24 protein-coding genes, 1 tRNA gene and 1 riboswitch are annotated in these 18,300 nt (G+C 69.6%); of the genes, 6 read left to right on the top strand and 19 right to left on the bottom strand.

Annotated elements, in window-relative coordinates:
- Positions 1-6 precede the first annotated feature (6 nt).
- Positions 7-261, bottom strand: a complete 255-nt coding sequence (locus NE358_RS04865) for a DUF6458 family protein (RefSeq protein WP_103210212.1) — start codon at positions 259-261, stop codon at positions 7-9.
- Positions 262-381: 120 nt separating this feature from the next.
- Between NE358_RS04865 and NE358_RS04860 the strand changes: the two genes are divergently transcribed.
- Positions 382-579 carry a DUF2188 domain-containing protein gene (locus NE358_RS04860; protein WP_103210844.1) on the top strand — a complete coding sequence of 66 codons (198 nt, stop codon included), beginning with the start codon at positions 382-384 and terminating at the stop codon, positions 577-579.
- Positions 580-629: 50 nt separating this feature from the next.
- Here NE358_RS04860 and NE358_RS04855 read toward each other — a convergent pair.
- The 8 genes from NE358_RS04855 to NE358_RS04820 form a co-directional block, all read right to left on the bottom strand.
- Positions 630-702: transfer RNA gene (locus tag NE358_RS04855), tRNA-Arg, on the bottom strand.
- A gap of 90 nt (positions 703-792) precedes the next feature.
- Entirely contained in the window at positions 793-966 is a 174-nt protein-coding gene (locus NE358_RS04850) for a hypothetical protein (RefSeq protein WP_289941985.1), read from the bottom strand.
- Between the two features lie 82 nt (positions 967-1,048).
- Positions 1,049-1,498: a hypothetical protein gene (locus NE358_RS04845; protein ID WP_103210210.1), complete on the bottom strand. Its 450-nt coding sequence runs from the start codon at positions 1,496-1,498 to the stop codon at positions 1,049-1,051.
- A gap of 99 nt (positions 1,499-1,597) precedes the next feature.
- Positions 1,598-1,903: a hypothetical protein gene (locus NE358_RS04840; protein ID WP_103210208.1), complete on the bottom strand. Its 306-nt coding sequence runs from the start codon at positions 1,901-1,903 to the stop codon at positions 1,598-1,600.
- A 159-nt stretch (positions 1,904-2,062) separates the two neighbouring features.
- Positions 2,063-3,232, bottom strand: coding sequence for an RtcB family protein (locus NE358_RS04835; RefSeq protein ID WP_289941980.1), 1,170 nt, complete (start codon positions 3,230-3,232; stop codon positions 2,063-2,065).
- A gap of 342 nt (positions 3,233-3,574) precedes the next feature.
- The gene (locus NE358_RS04830) at positions 3,575-3,919 is read right to left on the bottom strand and encodes a hypothetical protein (RefSeq protein ID WP_103210843.1); all 345 of its coding nucleotides are present in this window, start codon (positions 3,917-3,919) and stop codon (positions 3,575-3,577) included.
- Positions 3,920-3,997: 78 nt separating this feature from the next.
- Positions 3,998-4,177 (bottom strand): hypothetical protein, encoded by a 180-nt coding sequence (locus tag NE358_RS04825; protein WP_103210204.1) that lies wholly within the window; start codon positions 4,175-4,177, stop codon positions 3,998-4,000.
- Positions 4,174-4,728 carry a MarR family winged helix-turn-helix transcriptional regulator gene (locus tag NE358_RS04820; protein WP_289941976.1) on the bottom strand — a complete coding sequence of 185 codons (555 nt, stop codon included), beginning with the start codon at positions 4,726-4,728 and terminating at the stop codon, positions 4,174-4,176. Before NE358_RS04820 ends, NE358_RS04825 begins: the two co-directional genes overlap by 4 nt.
- A gap of 114 nt (positions 4,729-4,842) precedes the next feature.
- Here NE358_RS04820 and NE358_RS04815 point away from each other — a divergent pair, with 114 nt between their 5' ends.
- The 3 genes from NE358_RS04815 (at position 4,843) to NE358_RS04805 (ending at position 5,884) form a co-directional block, all read left to right on the top strand.
- Complete coding sequence (locus tag NE358_RS04815) at positions 4,843-5,220, top strand: DUF7882 family protein (RefSeq protein ID WP_116238451.1); 378 nt, start codon at positions 4,843-4,845, stop codon at positions 5,218-5,220.
- Between the two features lies 1 nt (position 5,221).
- On the top strand, positions 5,222-5,563 hold the full coding sequence (locus tag NE358_RS04810; protein ID WP_289941972.1) for a hypothetical protein: 342 nt from the start codon (positions 5,222-5,224) through the stop codon (positions 5,561-5,563).
- Positions 5,564-5,734: 171 nt separating this feature from the next.
- The gene (locus NE358_RS04805) at positions 5,735-5,884 is read left to right on the top strand and encodes a hypothetical protein (RefSeq protein WP_289941970.1); all 150 of its coding nucleotides are present in this window, start codon (positions 5,735-5,737) and stop codon (positions 5,882-5,884) included.
- Positions 5,885-5,887: 3 nt separating this feature from the next.
- Here NE358_RS04805 and NE358_RS04800 read toward each other — a convergent pair whose 3' ends face one another.
- The 5 genes from NE358_RS04800 to NE358_RS04780 all read right to left on the bottom strand — a co-directional run bounded on the left by NE358_RS04800 (position 5,888) and on the right by NE358_RS04780 (position 11,080).
- Positions 5,888-6,958 carry a spore photoproduct lyase family protein gene (locus NE358_RS04800; RefSeq protein WP_289941968.1) on the bottom strand — a complete coding sequence of 357 codons (1,071 nt, stop codon included), beginning with the start codon at positions 6,956-6,958 and terminating at the stop codon, positions 5,888-5,890.
- Between the two features lie 9 nt (positions 6,959-6,967).
- Positions 6,968-7,792 carry an Fpg/Nei family DNA glycosylase gene (locus tag NE358_RS04795; protein WP_289941967.1) on the bottom strand — a complete coding sequence of 275 codons (825 nt, stop codon included), beginning with the start codon at positions 7,790-7,792 and terminating at the stop codon, positions 6,968-6,970.
- A 2-nt stretch (positions 7,793-7,794) separates the two neighbouring features.
- Positions 7,795-9,276, bottom strand: coding sequence for a phytoene desaturase family protein (locus NE358_RS04790; protein ID WP_289941965.1), 1,482 nt, complete (start codon positions 9,274-9,276; stop codon positions 7,795-7,797).
- Positions 9,273-9,776, bottom strand: a complete 504-nt coding sequence (locus tag NE358_RS04785; protein WP_116238878.1) for an SRPBCC family protein — start codon at positions 9,774-9,776, stop codon at positions 9,273-9,275. Before NE358_RS04785 ends, NE358_RS04790 begins: the two co-directional genes overlap by 4 nt.
- Before the next feature lie 128 nt (positions 9,777-9,904).
- Positions 9,905-11,080, bottom strand: a complete 1,176-nt coding sequence (locus NE358_RS04780) for a sensor histidine kinase (RefSeq protein WP_103210187.1) — start codon at positions 11,078-11,080, stop codon at positions 9,905-9,907.
- A 114-nt stretch (positions 11,081-11,194) separates the two neighbouring features.
- Here NE358_RS04780 and NE358_RS04775 point away from each other — a divergent pair, with 114 nt between their 5' ends.
- Positions 11,195-11,479, top strand: a complete 285-nt coding sequence (locus tag NE358_RS04775; RefSeq protein ID WP_170210588.1) for a hypothetical protein — start codon at positions 11,195-11,197, stop codon at positions 11,477-11,479.
- A gap of 63 nt (positions 11,480-11,542) precedes the next feature.
- Here the strand turns inward: NE358_RS04775 and NE358_RS04770 are convergent, their stop codons facing one another.
- The 5 genes from NE358_RS04770 to NE358_RS04750 form a co-directional block, all read right to left on the bottom strand.
- Positions 11,543-12,856, bottom strand: a complete 1,314-nt coding sequence (locus NE358_RS04770) for a glycosyltransferase family protein (protein WP_103210184.1) — start codon at positions 12,854-12,856, stop codon at positions 11,543-11,545.
- 129 nt (positions 12,857-12,985) lie between these two features.
- The gene (locus NE358_RS04765; protein ID WP_103210182.1) at positions 12,986-13,309 is read right to left on the bottom strand and encodes a DMT family transporter; all 324 of its coding nucleotides are present in this window, start codon (positions 13,307-13,309) and stop codon (positions 12,986-12,988) included.
- A 10-nt stretch (positions 13,310-13,319) separates the two neighbouring features.
- Positions 13,320-13,384, bottom strand: a riboswitch (guanidine-III (ykkC-III) riboswitch).
- Positions 13,385-13,588: 204 nt separating this feature from the next.
- Complete coding sequence (locus NE358_RS04760) at positions 13,589-14,449, bottom strand: CPBP family intramembrane glutamic endopeptidase (protein ID WP_180993478.1); 861 nt, start codon at positions 14,447-14,449, stop codon at positions 13,589-13,591.
- The gene (trmB, locus tag NE358_RS04755; protein WP_103210180.1) at positions 14,446-15,168 is read right to left on the bottom strand and encodes a tRNA (guanosine(46)-N7)-methyltransferase TrmB; all 723 of its coding nucleotides are present in this window, start codon (positions 15,166-15,168) and stop codon (positions 14,446-14,448) included. The genes NE358_RS04760 and trmB overlap by 4 nt, the downstream gene beginning before the upstream one ends.
- A 59-nt stretch (positions 15,169-15,227) precedes the next feature.
- Positions 15,228-16,061 carry a DUF3097 domain-containing protein gene (locus NE358_RS04750; protein ID WP_289941946.1) on the bottom strand — a complete coding sequence of 278 codons (834 nt, stop codon included), beginning with the start codon at positions 16,059-16,061 and terminating at the stop codon, positions 15,228-15,230.
- 124 nt (positions 16,062-16,185) lie between these two features.
- Here NE358_RS04750 and NE358_RS04745 point away from each other — a divergent pair, with 124 nt between their 5' ends.
- Positions 16,186-18,285, top strand: coding sequence for a TPM domain-containing protein (locus tag NE358_RS04745; protein WP_499318327.1), 2,100 nt, complete (start codon positions 16,186-16,188; stop codon positions 18,283-18,285).
- Positions 18,286-18,300: the final 15 nt, after the last annotated feature.

Below are 18,300 nucleotides of genomic sequence, written 5' to 3'. Positions count from 1 at the left end.
AGCTACTCAGACGAGGTCGTCGTTCGAGGAGCGCGTGGTCGAGCGCGTGACGTGGGCTGCCCCGGCTCCCTCGGTGCGGGTCACCGTATCGGTCTGGCGGCGACGCACGAGCAGCACGACACCGATGAGGAAGACGACGACGCCCGCGCCCATCATGATGTACCCGATCGTGGTCAGGTCGACGAACTCATTGGGGAGATTGACCGCGAAGGCGAGGATGGCGCCGATGACGAACAGCGCGATGCCGGCTCCGACACTCATGACAGACCCCTTTCGAAGGTACTGCCCAGCATGTCAGCCTTCGCCGGAAACGCGTGGTGGTCTTGACAACGCCTGTCAAGACGGGGGTGGAGGACACAGCCCGGGTGTGACATGGATGCCATGAGCCAGAACGACGTGACCACACGATCGAACCGAGGACAGTGGGAGAACGCGGTCGAGGGCCGCCCCGAGCTCTCGGCGAGCTTCTCCAGCCGCGAAGAGGCCGTGGACCAGGGACGGGCCGTCGCGGACGAGCTCGGTTCGCAGCACATCGTCGAAGACGCCGAGCCCACCGGGTCCGTCACCGACGAGGGCTGAACCCGGCAAGACCGAAGGCCGCGATCGTCATGATCGCGGCCTTCTCGATGTGCCCCCGACTGGAATCGAACCAGCGACCTTTGGTACCGGAAACCAACGCTCTATCCCCTGAGCTACGGAGGCGGACCGGTCAAGATTAGCACCGTGGAGCGGCGCGCCCCGACCCGCGGGGCGACCGCCGACGATCTCGACGCCCGCTCCGCGGCATCCGGATCACTCGTCGCCGATGACTCCGATTCCCGTCGCCCGGTGGTCGGCGTTCGGATCGTCCTTGGAGGGAGCCTTGGCTTCCTCGTCGACGTCGTTCTCCTGGCTCGGCTTGACCGTGGGGTCGTCGCCGAGGTCGGCGGCGTCGTCGGCGGGTGCGGAGTTCTGCGAGTCGCTCATGGGTTTCCCTTCGTCGCGTACCCCTCCAGCCTGGCAAGAGCGCGAGCGAGGAGCACCGGCTTGACCGGAGCGGCCGCCGGGCCTATCGGCCAAACAGACCGCGCACTCGGCGCCCGACGGACTGTGTCAACAGCACCTGCCGTCCGTTCACGTCGATAGCGAGCACCGAACCGCCGAGCCCACCGGCGCGCACCGGCACCGCCTCGCCGCGGACGTACGCCTCGGCCACATCGACATGGACGGCGAGCAGTTGGGCGCTCTGATCCTTCGAGGTGTTGGCGTCGACGATCTGCAGGCGGTGGCCCGTGTCGGTCTCGACCGAGAACCACCGCGAGCCGGGCGTCGAGACGACGGCCCAGCGCTCTCCACGCGAGAAGCGCGCCCATGCGGCGCCGTCACGCAGCTCGGTCGTGACGGCGAGGTCGGCCTGGGCGACGACGAGCACCTCGAGCATCGCCAGTGCCTCCGCCGCGGTCACGTAGTCGCCGCGGTCGGCGCTGAGACCGCCCCATTCGAACCTGCGCTCGCCCATCTCGCCGCCTCCGCCGTCGTCCTGCCCCGAGCGTAACCCCGTGGACGCGAACAGGGTCAGCCGCGCAGCGAACCCACGGGTCGGCCCGTGAGTCCGGCCTCAGTCCCGCCGGAGCCGGTCGTCGGGATGAAGACTGCGCAGCGGCACCGAGCCGTCGACGATCGCCTGAATCGCACCGGTGCTCACCTCGAGCTCGGCGGAGATGCGGTCGAGGTCGGCTCCCGACGACACCGCCGAGCGCAGCGCGGTCACGGCCGCGTCCGAGGTCTCGTCGACGTCGTCTGCCGTGCTCTCCACGAAAGCCGCCAGGCGGGCCTGCGCGAGGCGAATGCACGTGCTCTGGCGTTCACTCCGGTCGGAGGGGTCGGGATGATGGTCGATGGTCTGGGCACGATCAGAGGTCATGAATCTTCACTCCGGGGGGAAGTGTCCGCCCGCGCGGCTTCGCGAGCTCTCCCCCATCGTCGCGAAACGACGCCCGTCCGCGCATCCCCCGAGCGATGTATTCCACCCCGGCCGAACGGCGGATGCCATGGCTGCGGTGTGGCAGCCATGGCATCCGTCTCAGTCGCCCTTCACGTTGACGATCTGGCGCAGCGTGTGCCGCACCGTGACGAGATCGGCGGCGTCGGCCATGACCCGATCGATCGGCTTGTAGGCCTGCGGGATCTCATCGATGAACGCGTCGGTGTCTCGGTACTCGATCCCCGCCATCGCTTCGCGCAGCTGTTCGCGCGTGAAGGTCTTGCGGGCGGCCGACCGCGAGTACTCCCGACCCGCGCCGTGCGGAGAGGAGTTCAACGCGACGGGGTTGCCCCGGCCCTCGACGACGTACGAGGCCGTGCCCATCGACCCCGGGATGAGGCCCGGACGACCGGCGTCGGCCATGATCGCGCCCTTGCGCGACACCCACACCTGCTTGCCGAAGTGCCTTTCGGACTCGGTGAAGTTGTGATGGCAGTTGATCCGCTCGCGCTCTTCAACGGGGGCGTCGAGGAATCGCCCGAGCTGGTTCGCGACGCGGTCCATCATCTCTTCGCGGTTGAGCAGGGCGAAATGCTGCGCCCACCGGAGCTCGCTGACGTACCGGGTGAACTCCGGCGTGCCCTCGACGAGGTAGGCCAGGTCGGGGTGCGGAAGCTCGATCCACCACTGCTTCGCGAGCCGCTGCGCCACCGTGATGTGGTGCTGCGCGATGCGGTTGCCGACGCCGCGCGAGCCGGAGTGCAGGAACATCCACACGTCGTCGTTCTCGTCGAGCGAGATCTCGATGAAGTGGTTGCCGCTGCCCAGCGACCCGAGCTGGTGCCGCCAGTGACCGGCGTACGACGCGGGGTCGAACCCGGCCTCGTCGGCGAGCACCTCGAGCTCGGCCACCCGCGGCTCGGCGGTCGCGACGATCTTGCGGTTGTCACGACCGGCCGAGAGCGGGATGGCGCGCTCGATCTGCTGCCGCAGCTCTGCGAGATCGCGACCGGCGAGGTCGGCGGCACGGAACTGCGTCTTGACGGCGATCATTCCGCACCCGATGTCGACGCCGACGGCCGCGGGCATGATGGCGCCGAGCGTCGGGATGACCGACCCGACCGTTGCACCCAAGCCCAGGTGGGCATCGGGCATGAGGGCGAGGTGGGGGTAGATGAACGGCATGCGCGACGAGGTACGGGCCTGGTCGATGGTCTTGTCATCAATCAGGCTCGCCCACGACACGAGACGTTCGGTGAGCTTCTGCATGGGTCCTTTCCTTCGTGTGGTGCGCTGACGCGCGCGGAGTCGAGCCTCGGGACGAGGCACTCCCCCACCCGGTGGAAAGAGAAACGCCCCGACCTGACGGTGCGGGGCGTGGGAAGACGGATGTCTAGACGACCGGCGCCGGAGGGTACGACGAAAGCGGGAACAACAGGTACGTTCCCTGCTGCTCCGGACGCAGATCGCGGTTCGCGGTCATGGTCTCGTCTCTCCTCGGCTCACCGTGCCGATCGGCACGGATTTGAGAACCTAGCGGATGCCGAGCGTCGGCGGCAAGACCTCCCGGGGCGTACACCCGCACGCGGGGACGATTTCACCCGTGTCGGTTCACGCCTGCGTCGGCTGATCGAAGTCGTAGTCGAAGGGTTCCTCGTCGGAGGTCGATGCGGGCTCGACCGCCCGAAGATGCGGACGCGGAAAGAGGCGGTGGTCCTTGAGCTCTGCGGCGGCGTGCGAGAAGTCCGGCTCTTCGTCGTGCCACTCCAGCGGGGCGGAAAGGACATCGTTGCCGACACCGATCACGAGCTCGGCCTGGGCGACCTTCTTGTCGTCGGTGACGATGGGAATGCTGACGGCTTCGGCCTGACCCTCTTTCGCCACCGCCGCGGTCAACTCGATCAACGACGCGGCAACGTCGTCGGTGGTGATCACGGTCTCGCCGGCATAGGTCACGCATCGCATAGGCCTACCTTCGCCGGTGCGGAGGAGGAACCGAGGCGGGTTGCCGGTCCGGCGTGAGTGAGATACGCCTCAGTCGCGCCGCTGCGGCGAGCGGAACATGGCCTCATCGAGTTCGAACCACACCGCACGGACGGTGTCGAACTCTCCGAAGGGTTCGGGCTGGGGATCGCTGAGGGAGAGGCGGTAGCCGCGAGGCAGGTCATCCACGTGCTGTCCGTCGCGCGGGCCGCCGACGAGCACGTAGATCACGGGGAACCAACCGCCGGGCGCTCGACCGCCACGCCGTCCACGGCGTCGCTCATACGTCGGAGGAAAGCGACCACCGCGGCGGCTTCTTCGGGCGTCATGTCGATGACCGCCGCGAGCATGCGATCGTGCATGTTCCCGAGCGTCTGCCGCACTTCGGCGTGCGCGCGGGGGGTGGCCTGGATGAAGATGCTGCGCCGGTCGTCGGGGTTCGCTGCGCGCGTGACGTGCCCCGATCGTTCGAGACGGTCGAGGATCGCCGTCGTGGAGGCGGTGGAGAGACCGAGATAGCGCGTGAGCTCCCCCGGTTTGACACGGCGGGCCGAGTCGCGCAACAGGTACCGCAGAACGAGGAGCTCGTTCTCTCCCATCGACATCGAGTCGCGAGTACGGCGACGCATGGCGACCTCGGCCGCGCGGTAGATCCGCAGCGCTTCGAGGACGGCCTTGCTGCGCTGGCGGCGGTCCGACGGCTCGCCGCCGTACCAGTAAGCCACCTCTTCGGTGGACTCGGCGGGCGCGGAGCGAAGAGACGTGGATCCGACATCGGTCATGGCACACTCCTCCCGCTCTTCCGAGAACTATACGTCGAAAATAATAGTTAGACAAACTAGTTACTAGTCGAGTATGTTCTAAGGACAGCTAATCGCTTTCGAAGGGAGTACCCCATGGGCCACCTGTTCTACGGCACCACGACCGAATCGATCCAGATTCCAGATCGTCTGCTCTCCCACATCAAGGTCGTCACGGCCACCAAGCTTCGACGGAGCGAGAGCTTCACGCTCAGCTGGACGCACGTAGACGGCACTCCGGGCCGCTCCACGCTGTGGCTGCAGCCCGCCATCCCTCTCCGCTTCGTCTTCGACTCCGCCGAGCCTGAGACCCTCAATTCCACCGTGCTGAAGACCATGGCCGATATGGCCAATTCTTCGGCCGGTCTCGTCGTCGACCTGAACGTCGAGATCCCTGCGATCGACAGTGCGCAGCGTCCGCAGACGGTCCGCACCACCGCCCCCGCCCGTCGCACCCTTTCCGCGGCGGCGTGACATGACGACCCCGACCTCCCTCTCCCCCGCTCCCCTGGCCGCGGCCCGCGTGCTGTGGGCGAAGGTCGACACCGGCTTCTGGGTCGCGCACCGCGGCGGCGAGTACTTCGGCTGCGTCGACCAGGTCGCGGGTGGGTTCGTCTCCCGTGATGCGCACGGCGTACCGGTCGGCCGATACGACACCCTCCACACGGCCAAGGCGTCGGTTCGTTCGACCACTCACCCGGCGAACGTCTCGCGCCGTCGCCGATTCGAGCGGACGACCGTGCTCACCGCCACCGGCGTGGGTGGCACGACCCTCGCCCTCGCGTTGACCGCCGGCGCCTTGGCGCCGTACCTCTGATCGTCGTGGGCGACATCGAGCTTCGCGACGAAGCAGACGACTTCGAGGATGCCGCGAGCGCAGACTTCACCGAGCGCTTCGGCGTTCGTCCCCTGTGAGAGCGTCCACCCCCTGGACACGGACGGTGGTCCGTGGCACCGTCGCTCCACAACGACGACGAAGAGGATGAACATGACGAATCGCGATGCACGCGCGGACGATGCCCCCGGTCACGACTCCCCGGGAGCGGGAAGCGAGTCTCCCGAAGAGGGCGCCGCGGCCCAGCAGGACGCCGACGAGGCGTCCACGACCGAGGGATCACCCACCGGCCAGATCAGCTGAGCCTCAGAACGCGTAACGCACCCGGCAGTACGGGAGCTTGAGCGCGATGAGGTCGCCCAGAGCGGCCACCGCCTGCGCCTTGAGCGGATGACGGTATCGCACGTTGACCGCCCCGTTCTGCGACCTCTTCTCCTCTTGGACGGCGGGGGTCCACAGCAGTTCTTCCCCCTTCGGATGCCACCCGAGGTTGACCTCGTGGAGACCCTCGTTGTGAGTGAGGAAGATCACCTCGCACGCCAATTGCGCCTTCGCCCGGGCGTGGAGGGCGGCGTCGAGCTGATCGAACAGTTCTGCCCAGTCGGCGAGCCACGTCGGGGTGAGGATGACCGGCGAGAAGTTGACGTGCACTTCATACCCGGCATCCACGAAATCGTTGATCGCCGCGATCCGATCGGCCATCGGCGAGGTGCGCAGATCGGTGACCCTCGCCGTCGTCGCCGGCATGAGCGAGAAGCGGATGCGCGTGCGCCCCGCCGGATCCCACTCGAGCAGGTCGCGGTTGACGAACTTCGTCGCGAACGATGCCTTGGCCGTGGGTGTCATGCGGAACAGATCGCAGACGTCGCGCACGTTCTCGCTGATCAACGCATCGACGGAGCAATCGCCGTTCTCGCCGATGTCGTACACCCATGCCTCGGGATCGCACTGGTTCGGCTCGGGCTTGGGGCCGCGCGCCGCGACGTGCCGCGCGAGGTGCCTGGTGATCTGCTCGATGTTGGCGAAGACCGTGATCGGGTTGCTGTAGCCCTTGCGTCTCGGTACGTAGCAATAGCTGCAGGCCATCGCGCACCCGTTGGAGAGCGAGGGCGCGATGAAGTCGGCGGAGCGCCCGTTGACCCGCGTCGCCACACTCTTCTTGAGGCCCAACACGAGCGCCTCGGTCTTGATGCGCACCCAGCGGGCGACGTTCGTCTCGTCGCCGTGCACCTCGGGGATCTGCCAGTGCGAGGCGATCCGGACGATGTCGGCCTCGGGCCAGCGCGCGATGATCTCGCGGCCGCGCTCGAGTTCGAGAGCGGCCTCCTCTGCGTAGATGCGGGTGACGCGCAAGAGGTTCTCGCGTTCGACGGCCATGGATCCGTTCTACCCGGGGGTCCCGACATCGGCGGTTCCGGGCAGGGGCTGGCACCGCGGGCACCACCACGTCCGCCGCTGTTCGGGGTCGTTCTGCACCTCGTCGCGCACGCTCACGCGCGTTCCGCAGCGCAGGCACGGACGCCCCGCGCGTCCCGCCACCCAATGCGAGGAACCTCTCCGACGGTCACCGGTGGTGACCTGGTACATCCCGGGAACGGTCGCCGAGATCCGCAGACACCGTGCCGCGAGAGCCACGAGCGCCTCGAGGTCGGTCATCCCGATGGGCGCGAAAGGGTGGATGCCACACAGGAAAGCGAGCTCGTTCACCCACAGGTTGCCGAGCCCGGCCACAGCGGTCTGGTCCAGCAGAACCGCGACGAAGGGCCGGTCGGGCCGGATCGAGAGTCGACGCGCCGCCTCCGCGGCATCCCAGTCGTCGCGCAACGGGTCGGGGCCGAGATGTCCGATCGCCCGGCTCTCGAGCACGGTGGGGACGAGTTCCACGACGGGGAGATCGAGGCCCCACATCTCCCTCCCGTCATCGAGTCGCAGCCGCACGCGCGCCGTCTCGCGCACCGCGGCGGGGAGAGAACGCCCTGCTCGTGTGATCGTCCAACTCCCCTGCATGCGCAGATGAGTGTGCAGGGTGGACCCGTCGTCGAATCGGGTGAGAAGGTGCTTGCCATGGGTGTCGTAGCCGTCGATGCGAACCCCCGCGAGCGAGCGTCCGGCCGCGTTGCCCGAGCGCAGCTCGCCGTCCCGCACCCGGGCACCGAGGGTCGCGGCCTCGAGGCGTCTCCGGAGCCGGTAGACGCTGTCGCCCTCGGGCACGGCTACCGGGTCGCCGTGGGCAGCTGGTCGTCGCGGGGAGCGAGGTCGGGGCGCAGGCGCGTGCCGAACTCGTGCCGGAGCGTGCTGAGCGCAGCCTGCCACCCGGCGAGGCCGTGCACGCCCGGGCCGGGGCTGGTCGATGACGAGCACAGGTACACGCCCTTCATCGGCGTGCGCCACGGATCGGGACTGTAGACCGGGCGACCCAGGAGCTGAGTGAGGGTGGGGGCGCCCGCCGAGATGTCGCCGCCGGGGAAGTTGGGGTTCCATGCGGCGATGTCGACGGCCGTGCGCGACGAGGACGCCAACACGGTGTCGCGGAAGCCCGGGGCGAAACGCTCGATCTGACGGACGACGGCGTCTTCGCGGTCGGCGGGACTCCCCGACGGAACGTGCGTGTAGGCCCACAGCACGTGCTTGCCCTCGGGCGCACGCGTGGAGTCGAACAACGTCGGTTGCGCCGCTAAGACGTAGGGGGCGTCGGGGAGGTCGCCCCGGGCCACCGCGTTCTCGGCCTCTGCGATCTCGGCGCGGGTGCCGCCGATGTGCACCGTGCCGGCGCGGGCGACGTCGGCATGGGCCCAGGGCACCGGGTCTGACAGGGCGAAATCGACCTTGGCGACGCCGCCCCCGTAGCGGAACCTCTCGAGAACGCGACGGTAGGAAGCCGGCATCCGATCTCCGGCGAGCCGAATGAGGGAGCGCGGGGTCGTGTCGAGGAGCACGGCGCGGGCCGGGGGCAGCTCGTCGAGGGAGGTCACCTCGACACCGGCGTGCAGCACTCCCCCGTGGGCGCGGATATCGGCGATCATGGCGTCGGCGATCGACTGGCTGCCACCGATCGGGATCGGCCACCCACGGCCGTGGCCGTAGGTGGCGAGCACGAGTCCCGCTCCCCCGGCGGCCAGGCTCGGCTGGTGCAGGATCGTGTGCGCCGAGACACCGGTGACGAGGCTGGGCGCGACCTCCTCACGAAAGCGCGTGTTCCACCAGGGCCCACCCTGTTCGAGAGCGCGGATGCCGAAGAAGAAGGCCGCGAGCGGGTCGCCGGGGACGCGCAGCAGGGCGTTGCCCGTGAAGTCGGCGACGCCCCGCAGATGGTCCACGAGGGGCCGCATGAGGCGCTCGTACGCCGGACCGTCGACGCCGAGTCCCTCGGCCGCACGCGTGAGATCACGAAATGCCAGTCCTGCGCGCCCGCCGTCGAGGGGGTGGGCGTAGGAGACCTCGGGGACGACGAGAGGGATACGGCGATCGAGGCCGAACTCTCGGAAGAACCACGACTCCAGCGCGAGCGGGTGCACCGCCGATCCGACATCGTGCCGGAACCCGGGGAGGGTGAGCTCGGCGGTCGAGGCGGCACCGCCGAAGGTGTCGGACTTCTCGTATACGGCGACCGCGAGCCCCGACCGGGCCAGGGTGACGGCCGCGGCGAGCCCGTTCGGACCGGAACCGACGATGATCGCGTCGTAGCTCTCGCTCATCGGTCGATCGGCTCCTTCTCGGCGGTGGATTCGTGGCCGAGCGCCGAAGACCCGCCCGTCGTTCCGGGCGCTCCCCCCTCGGCCAGGTAGGCCAGGCGGTGCAGCGTCTCGGCGTTGCGGTAGCGCGTGATCGCGTCGAACACCGTGTCGGGCAGGAGTCTCGTGGGGCCCGTGACGGGTTCTTCTTGGATGCGGACGACGCAGCGGTCACCGCGGGCTTTCACATCGATCGCGACGCGAGCGACGCCGATGGGGCCGCCGTGCGGCTCCAGCACGGCGCGCCGCGGCGGATCCCACTCGCGCATCACGGTGGTGTCGTCGATGACCGCAGGCCATGACCCGAAGGAGTGGTGCAGCGTCGCCCCCTCGGCGGGCCAGGATTCGTCGACGTCGCGCATGCGGGAGGTGCCGACCACCCACAGGGGGTACAGCCAGCCGTTCGCGAGCACCCGGAAGACATCGTCGGGCGTGCAGTGCATCAGGCGCACGTTGCGTGCCATGGCGCGTTCCTCCTCGCGGTCCGGGTGGGGGACGGAGACGAGACGAACCCCATCGACACCGCCCACGCTACGGCTCTTCCCGGATGCCCGTCATGGAGGTTGCGTCCCGGTACGTCGCCCGGTAGCGATCAACCGGCTGTCGGGAGGACGAACCAGGCGCGCGTGCCCCCGGCCGGGGAGGCGTCCAGACCGATCGTGCCGCGGTGCGCCTCGACGATGCGTCGACACGTTGCGAGACCGATGCCGATTCCCGGAACCTCACCGCTGTGACCGCGCTGCATGGGTTCGAAAACGCGCTCGCGCAGGTCGGGATCGATCGCGTCCCCGTTGTCGTCGACGGTGACGCGCCACCCGTCCGGAAGAGTCTCGACGCCCACCGTGATACGGGGCACCTTCTCGGCGGCGACGGTGAACTTCACGGCGTTGGCGATGAGGTTCTGCAGGAGGACGCGCAGGAGGGTGTCGTCGGCGCGCACGAAGGTCGACGTCTCCACCGTCACCTCGGCCCCGGTGTCCACGAGCGCACCGTCGAGGTCTTCGAGCACGGCGTCGACGGTGTCGCCCACGTCGACCCGGGTCATGTACGGACGGGCTCCCCCCATACGGGCGAAGTCGAGCAGATCGGTGACCATCGACGTCATCCGCCCGGCCGCGGCCTCCGCCCGCGCGAGGGACCGCGCCGCGCGGGGGGCGTCGGCCATCTCGGGGCTGTCGGCCGCGAGCTCGAGGAAGCCGGTCAGGGCGGTGAGCGGGTTTCGCAGATCGTGGCTGACCTGCGCGGCGAAGCTTTCCAGCTGTGCGTTGGAGTCGAGCAGGTCGCGCTGGACACGACGCAGTTCGAGGACATCGATCACCTGGTGCGCGAGCAGGTCGAGGGCTCGGCTGCTGGCATCCGAGAGATCGCCGACCTCGGTGTCGAAGACGCAGAGCGTGCCGATCGCGATCCCCGAGGGGGTGATGAGGGGGCTGGAGGCGTAGAAGCGCGTGAGCGCGATCTCGCCGGTCACGAAGGCGTTCTCGGCGAAGCGGGGGTCGAGGCGGGCATCGGGTACCACGACGCGCGCCGGGGTACTGATGACGGCGGCGCACATGGAGTCCTCGCGGGCGCACGAAGCGGCCTGGATACCCACGGCGGCGACCTGGTGCTGCATGCGGTCGTCGATGATGTTGATGACGGCGGTGGGCACATTGCACACCGTCGCCGCGAGTTCGACGAGCCCCTGCAGGTCGGGTTCGGCGGGTCCGCCCAACAGCTGGTACTGCGCGATGGCGTCTCGCCGAGTCACGTCGTGTGCCGTGGACACATCGTCCCCTTGTCGTCGAAGCCCCGTCAAAAGCCTAACCCCGCTCAGGTACACCGAGGCGGCCGGTTGGGGAAGGGGCTCGCACAGGATGCGGGCGGCGCGGAGAGTCGAGGCATGAGCACGCCGACCTTCCCCCAGACCCCGTCCGACCCTTCGCGGCCCACGCCCTCGGAGCCGATGGCCCCGAACCCCGCCGAACCGACCGCACCGACGCCCGCGGAGCCCACCATCCCCCTCCCGCCCGAGACTGCGCCGGCGCCCGCCAGCGCCTCGGACTCCTCGACGGGCGCCCTCGACCGCACCGAGGAAGACGCCGCCGGATCGGCGGAGCTGGATGCCGACAACGCCGCCGAGCAGGATGTGGTCGACGCCGTCGAACCCGGCGGCGAGCCCGACTGACCCCGGAACGACGAGAGGGGCGGCGCCGTTCGGCGTCGCCCCTCTCGTCGTGTCACTCCCGGATCACGGGTTGCCGCGCGTCCACAGCAGCAGGATCGCGACGGCCTGGAGCACGAGGCATCCGATCAGGATCGCCGTGCGCCGACGCGGGGTCGACGACCACCGATCGTCACCGAGCAGGGGTGCCATCGGCATGAGCAGGCGGAACGTGCTCTGCTGCGGGAGGAACACCGCGAAGATGTAGACGCCGTAGCTGAATCCGTAGGCCACGACCATCAGGCCGAGCTTGCGGACGGGGCGCGACCACATCAGCGCCGCGAAGGCGACGATCAGCGCGAGGACGAGGATGATGCCGACGACGCCCAGGTGCGTACCCGCCTGGCGGAACCACGGGGTGAAGGGGGTGAACTCGTCGTTGCCGACGTAGTCGAGCCACCAGCCGAGTTCGGTGCGGATGTAGGCGTTGTGCGTACCCGTGACGTACTGCGCGATGTGGTTCCACGACAGACCCGCAACCGCGATGACGAGTCCGGATGCCATGAGAGAGAGCCACTCGCGCATCGGGAAGGGATCGACCTTGCGGCGGAAGAAGCGCACGAGGAACACGATGCCGAGAGCCAGGCCCAGGGCCAGAACACCCGGACGGGTGTAGGCCGTGATGAGGCCGATCGGCAGGATCCACAGGTACCGCCGTTTGATCGCGAGCAGCATGCCCGCGAACATCAACAGCATGAACAGTCCCTCGCTGTAGCCGATCACGAAGAGGAACGACATCGGGGCGAAGGAGAAGAAGACGACGGCCCACCACGCCGGCTGCGGCTTGGTGACCGTGCGCATCAGCACGAACAGCAGCCAGGTGGCGCCCAGGCTGGCCCCGAGGCTCAGCAGCACGGCGATCGGCTGCCAGCCGAGCCCGGTGGCGCCCGAGATCACGCGGACCAGGGTGGGGAACACCGGGAGGAAGGCCCAGTTGTTGGGAAGGATGTCGCCCGACACGTTCATCGGCAGCGACATCGGGTACCCCTGCGCGGCGATCTGACCGTAGCGGTCGGCATCCCACCCGGTGAGGTAGTCGAAGAACGTACCGAGTCGCTCGCTGTCGGGACCGAAGCCCCAGCGGGCGGCCTTGGCGATCGAGTAGAAGCCCCACAGCATGCCGAAGTTGACCACGCGGGCGATGGCCCACAGGATCAGGACCTTGGTGAACGCGCCGCGCTCGATCGGGACGATGCCCTCGGGCTTGCGGAGGACGTCGTGACCGTACTGGCGCAAGGAGCGACCGAGGCGCGAATCGCGCAGACGGTCGAGACGACTCGGTCGTGCGATGACGCGCGACGGACGCGTCGGGGAGACAAGCTCGCTCGGCGGTGCGCTCACTCGGAACCTTTCACAGGGGAAGATGTGGGCGAGTGACGACGGTGTCTGGCCCGGACAAGTGCAGTTGGAGAGGATGGTACCGGATGAAACCGTGCGTTCCATCCGGTTGACTTTCGGAAAATGACCTGGTCAGTGGCTGTCGCCCACGAGCTTCAGACCGACCACGCATCCCACCAGGCCCAGCACGAGCAGCACCTTGACCACCGAGACGGTCTCGGTCCCGCTGACCATCGCGACCACGATCGTCAGCGCTGCGCCGATCCCGACCCACACCGCGTAGGCGGTACCCGTGGGGATCTCGCGCATCGCGAAGGCGAGGCCGCCCATGGACGCCACGAGCGCGACGCCGAAGATCACGCTCGGCCAGAGCTTGGTGAAACCCTCGGTACGACCGAGGGCGGTGGCCCACACGGCCTCGAGGATTCCGGACAGGATGAGGACGATCCACGACATGGCAGTGCTCCTTGGCCAGTCTTGTCGCAGTCCGGGTACTGATCCCTCGTCCGGGGACGCGGAGGGCGTCCGGTCCCCAGGATAGTGACCCGACCTGGGCAGGACCCGGGCACCGCGGCATCCCCTCGCTCGAGCCACGCATAAACGCTTTCCGCGCGCAGAAACACGCGCTGCTCGCGTTTATGCGCGCCGATCGCGTTTATGCGTGCGGGGCGTGGGGTGGAGAGCCGGAGGGGTTTGCGTGGGGCGGAGCGGGGAGCCGGGGGCCGGCGTCCGGGGTCAGATCAGGAAGATGGATGCCGACCCGGGATTGTGGGCGTGGACGAGGACGCCGAAGACCACGGCGTCGAAGAGCAGATGCACCGTCACGACGTACCAGAGCGAGCGCGTCTTCAGGAAGAGGAAGCCCTGCACGATCGCGAAGGGGATCGTCAGCAGCGGCCCCCACGCCTGATATCCGAGTTCCCAGAGGAACGACACGAACACGATCGCCTGCAACAGGTTGGCGGTGAGGTCGGGGAAATGCCGACGCAGCAGCACGAAGACCGTGCAGATGAAGAAGAGCTCGTCCCAGATGCCGACGGCGCCGACGCCCACGAACAGGCGTGCGATGAGCTCGGGGGTGACGACCTCAGGCCAGTTGCGATACACCCCCGAGGTGATGAAGTAGAACGGCAGGATCAGGTAGCCGAGCACGATGACCCCGCCGAGCCACGCCCACTGCCACCAGGTCCATCGCCCGCCGCCGCGCCAGGGGAAACGGATCGCGTTGTCGCGGTAGACGAAGCGCGAGATCACGTACGGCACCACGACCGCGCCACCGAGAGCGAGCGTGAAGCGCACGAAGGCGGCGTTGTCGAGCTCGGCGTGCAGAGGAATCAGGCTGACGATGAACTGGCCGATCGCGACGAGCGAGACGTCGCGGGCGATGCTCGGTTCCCCGCCGCGCGCGACGGGAACGCCCAGGCGACGATCGACGAGAATCCCGGATGCCACGGCGAGGGCGAGCAGAACCCACCCGAGCCACACGATCTGCGCGACGAACAGCGCCGGAGCGGCGAGGCACACCAACAGCGCCGGGAGGAGCTTGGGCGTCCACGTGGAACGCTCACGGACTGGCACCGCGGTGTGCGCGGTCACGGGGAGACCCGCGTGTAGGTCAGGTCGCGGATGGCGCGGCCGACTCGCAGCCCCTTGCGTTCGAAGGCGGTGAGCACGCGGCCCTCGAAGCGGTCGGCCCACTCCCCCGCGAACGCTCGCTCGAAGCCGGGCGCCTCGTCGAGCACGGCGCGCATCTGGTCGGCATAGTCCTGCCAATCGGTCGCGAGGCGCAGAGTACCGCCGGGGCGCAGGGCCTGGGCGGCGATCCGCGCGAAGTCGGGGGCGACGAGGCGACGCTTGGTGTGCTTGTTCTTGTGCCAGGGGTCGGGGAAGAAGATCCACACGTCGTCGACGGATGCCGCCGGGAGCAGGTGTTCGAGGGCCTCCGGCGCGTTGGCCTCGACCAGGCGCAGGTTCTTCACGCCCGCCCGGTCGGCGTCGAGCATGGTGCGCGCCAGTCCGGCGGTGAACACTTCGACGGCCAAGAAGTCACTGTCGGGATCGGCGGAGGCGGCCGAGACGATCTGATGGCCCTGGCCCGAGCCGATCTCGACCACGAGGCGTGCGGTGCGGCCGTAGACCTCGGCCGGGTCGATCGCGGTGCCCGCCCTCACACTTGTCGTGGCGGCGGCACGCTCGACGGGGAGCAGGTAGAACGGCGAGAGTTCCGCCCACGCGCGATCCTGCGCCTCGGACATGCGACCGCTGCGGCGTACGAACGACACCGGCTTGTCGCGGAAGACGGGGGCGGTGTCCATGGCATCCAGGTTATTCGGCTGCCCCTCGGGCGTGTGCCGCACGGGCACCTTGCGGCCGCTCACGGGACGGTCACGAAATCGATGAGTTCCTCGACGCGGCCGAGCAGGGCCGGCTCGAGGTCGCGGAACGTGGTGACCTTCGACAGGATGTGCTGCCAGGCGCGGGCGGTATCGGCCTGCTCCTCGGCGGGCCAGCCGAGCGCCCGGCAGACGCCGACCTTCCATTCGATGCCGCGCGGCACCTCGGGCCACGCGGTGATCCCCAGAGCGCGGGGGGTGACGCACTGCCACACGTCGACGAAGGGGTGGCCGACGATGCGCACGTGCGCGCCGTGACGGCCACGCGCGATCTTCTCGGCGATGCGCGACTCCTTGGAGTTCGGCACGAGATGGTCCACGAGCACCCCGTATCGGCGCTCGGCGGTGGGGGGCTCGGCATCCAGCGCCTGCTCGAGGAGGTCGACCCCCTCGAGGAACTCGACCACGACTCCCTCGGCGCGCAGGTCGGCGCCCCAGACCTTCTCGACGAGTTCGGCATCGTGCTTTCCCTCGACGAAGATGCGGCTGGCGCGGGCCGTGCGGGCGCGCTGGTCGGCGACGGCGAACGACCCGGATGCCGTGCGAGTGCGCCCCTTCGCTGCGGCGGCGGGGGCTTTCAGCACCACGGGCTTGCCGTCGACGAGGAATCCTCCGCCGAGCGGGAACAGGCGACGTCTGCCGAAGCGGTCCTCCAGCTCGACGTTCATGCCGTCGATGCGGGTCACCGCACCGACGAAGCCGTCGCCCGCGATCTCGACGACGAGATCAGCGGATGCCGCGACCTCGGCGGGCACGATGCGTCCGGCCTCGCGCCACCCGCGGGCGAGCACGTCCGTTCCGTAGCGGTCGTCCATGGTGTACCTCCGAGCGTCCGAGCCTAGGCGGCGCTCGCGTGCGCTCACAGCGGACGCGCCGCTCCTCCCCCGGTGTCGGCGGTCGTTTATAGGGTGGAGGCATCCGGCAACCGAAGGGGACTGCATGCGAAAGCCGACCGTGCTGCACACGATCGCGGTGCTGGTGCTCGCGTTCGTCGGAGTCGTGGTCGCCCCCCTCAGCGCTGCGGCGATCCCCCCGCCCACCCTCGGCTCGAGCTATGTCCTCGACCAGGCGAATGTGCTGACCGACGCGCAAGAGGCCGATGTCCAGAGGCGCCTGGTGACGCTGTCGGAGCAGACGGGACTGGATCTGTGGGTCGTCTACGTCGACGGCTTCGAAGAGCCCACCGGCGCCGACGACTGGGCGAACGAGACCGCCAACCGCAATCGGCTCGGGCCCAACCAATACCTGCTGGCGGTGGCCATCGAAGGCGACAGCTTCGAGTACTACCTCTCGGGCGACGTCGATGCGGGCGGCATCTCGGCGGCCCAGCTCAGCTCGATCGAGCAGGACCGGGTGCAACCGGCGCTCACGGCGGGCGACGACGCGGGCGCGGCGGTCGCCGCGGCCGACGGCCTGCGCACCGCGCATGCCAAGGCGGGCGGCAACATGCCGAACCCTCCCCCGACTCCCGCCACGCAGAGCGGTCCGCCCCTCGTGCCCATCGTGATCGTGGGCATCCTGCTGCTCGCGATCGCCGCCGCCCTCGTCTGGCTGGCCGTGCGTCGGCGTCGGCGCGCGGCGACGTCCGGAGCGGGCGATACCCCGTCGGAGAGCATCGACGACCTCTCCCGTCGCGCCGGTTCCTCTCTCGTGGCCACGGACGACGCCGTCAAGACGAGCGAGCAGGAGCTCGGTTTCGCCCGCGCGCAGTTCGGTGACGAGGCAGCGGCGCCCTTCGGCGAAGCGCTCGCCCAGGCCCAGGCCGACCTCGACCGCGCGTTCTCGATCCAGCAGCAACTCGACGACGGCACTCCCGAGACCCCCGAGCAGCAGCGCGCGGGCTACATGGATATCCTGCGGCTGTGCGCCGACGCCGACGAGGCTCTGGATGCCAAGGCCGCCGCCTTCGACGAGTTGCGCGCCCTCGAGGCCGATGCGCCGGGAGCCCTCGCCGCGACCCGCCGGCAGCACGCGACGATCGCCGAGGCCCTCAGCGCGGCGGAGGCCGGGCTCGCGCGCCTGACCGAGCGCTTCAGCGACGACGCGCTCTCCACCGTCGCCGACAACCCGGTCCAGGCCCGAGCCCGCCTCGAGCTGGCGAGCACCCAAGAGACGGCCGCCGAGGCGGCTCTCGCCGCGGGGCGCACCGGAGAAGCGGCGGTCGCGATCCGTGCCGCCCAGGCGGGCGTGGCCCAGGCCGACACCCTCGAGCGAGCGGTGAGTGCACTGGAATCGGCCCTGGCCGAGGCACAGCAGCGCGCCTCGGCTCTCGTCGCAGAGATCGAGGGCGACCTCGCCGCGGCTTCTCGATTGCCCGATCCCGAGGGACGCATCGCGGCCGCGGCGGCCTCCGCGCGGTCGCAGCTCGACGACGCGCGCGGCGCGCTCTCGACCCCGCGCCCCAACCCGATGCGGGCGGTCCAGGCGCTGCAGCAGGCGAACGCCACGATCGACGCGGTGCTCGACGAGGCCCGCGACGCGGCCGAGCGTCGTCGCCGCGCCGAAAGCCAGCTCGACACGACGCTGGTCCAGGCGCGCGCACAGGTGCGCGCGACCGAGGATTTCATCTCCGCACGCAGGGGAGCCGTCGGAGCGACGGCACGCACGCGTCTCGCCGAGGCGGGCGCGGCCCTCGTACAGGCCGAGCAGCTGCGTACCGCCGACCCCGCCGCAGCCCTCGCCGCCGCCCAGCGCGCGGCTCAGCTCGCGGCAGACGCCGACTCCGCCGCGCAGAGCGACGTCGGGGCCTTCGGCGGCGGAGCCGGCGGGGGCGGCGGCGACATGATGGGCGCGGTCCTCGGCGGCATCGCCGTGAACGCCATCCTCGGCGGCGGGCGCTCGCGCGGCGGTTTCGGGGGCGGCGGCCTCGGCGGCCTGGGCGGCCTCGGCGGAGGGTTCTCCGGCGGCGGCGGGCGCTCGCGCGGCGGCGGTTTCGGCGGCGGGTTCTCCGGCGGCGGCCGCTCGCGCAGCGGGGGCGGCGGCGGCTTTTCGGGTGGCGGTCGCAGCCGCGCCGGCGGTGGACGGGGGTCGCGCCGCTAGTCCACCCCTCGCGGC

The sequence above is a fragment of the Sphingomonas sp. G5 genome, from assembly GCF_052660795.1.
Note: the sequence above shows the minus strand (reverse complement) of the source record. Positions and strands in the feature narration are given on the sequence as shown.

Excerpts from the sequence above, each read along its gene's own strand:
- NE358_RS04815 (WP_116238451.1), top strand. The coding sequence starts at position 4,843 with ATGGGCCACCTGTTCTACGGCACCACGACCGAATCGATCCAGATTCCA.
- NE358_RS04775 (WP_170210588.1), top strand. The coding sequence starts at position 11,195 with ATGAGCACGCCGACCTTCCCCCAGACCCCGTCCGACCCTTCGCGGCCC.
- NE358_RS04865 (WP_103210212.1), bottom strand. The coding sequence starts at position 261 with ATGAGTGTCGGAGCCGGCATCGCGCTGTTCGTCATCGGCGCCATCCTC.
- NE358_RS04800 (WP_289941968.1), bottom strand. The coding sequence starts at position 6,958 with ATGGCCGTCGAACGCGAGAACCTCTTGCGCGTCACCCGCATCTACGCA.
- NE358_RS04850 (WP_289941985.1), bottom strand. The coding sequence starts at position 966 with ATGAGCGACTCGCAGAACTCCGCACCCGCCGACGACGCCGCCGACCTC.
- NE358_RS04845 (WP_103210210.1), bottom strand. The coding sequence starts at position 1,498 with ATGGGCGAGCGCAGGTTCGAATGGGGCGGTCTCAGCGCCGACCGCGGC.
- NE358_RS04810 (WP_289941972.1), top strand. The coding sequence starts at position 5,222 with ATGACGACCCCGACCTCCCTCTCCCCCGCTCCCCTGGCCGCGGCCCGC.
- NE358_RS04785 (WP_116238878.1), bottom strand. The coding sequence starts at position 9,776 with ATGGCACGCAACGTGCGCCTGATGCACTGCACGCCCGACGATGTCTTC.
- NE358_RS04750 (WP_289941946.1), bottom strand. The coding sequence starts at position 16,061 with ATGGACGACCGCTACGGAACGGACGTGCTCGCCCGCGGGTGGCGCGAG.
- NE358_RS04745 (WP_499318327.1), top strand. The coding sequence starts at position 16,186 with ATGCGAAAGCCGACCGTGCTGCACACGATCGCGGTGCTGGTGCTCGCG.
- NE358_RS04820 (WP_289941976.1), bottom strand. The coding sequence starts at position 4,728 with ATGACCGATGTCGGATCCACGTCTCTTCGCTCCGCGCCCGCCGAGTCC.
- NE358_RS04805 (WP_289941970.1), top strand. The coding sequence starts at position 5,735 with ATGACGAATCGCGATGCACGCGCGGACGATGCCCCCGGTCACGACTCC.
- NE358_RS04790 (WP_289941965.1), bottom strand. The coding sequence starts at position 9,276 with ATGAGCGAGAGCTACGACGCGATCATCGTCGGTTCCGGTCCGAACGGG.
- NE358_RS04765 (WP_103210182.1), bottom strand. The coding sequence starts at position 13,309 with ATGTCGTGGATCGTCCTCATCCTGTCCGGAATCCTCGAGGCCGTGTGG.
- trmB (WP_103210180.1), bottom strand. The coding sequence starts at position 15,168 with ATGGACACCGCCCCCGTCTTCCGCGACAAGCCGGTGTCGTTCGTACGC.
- NE358_RS04860 (WP_103210844.1), top strand. The coding sequence starts at position 382 with ATGAGCCAGAACGACGTGACCACACGATCGAACCGAGGACAGTGGGAG.
- NE358_RS04840 (WP_103210208.1), bottom strand. The coding sequence starts at position 1,903 with ATGACCTCTGATCGTGCCCAGACCATCGACCATCATCCCGACCCCTCC.
- NE358_RS04835 (WP_289941980.1), bottom strand. The coding sequence starts at position 3,232 with ATGCAGAAGCTCACCGAACGTCTCGTGTCGTGGGCGAGCCTGATTGAT.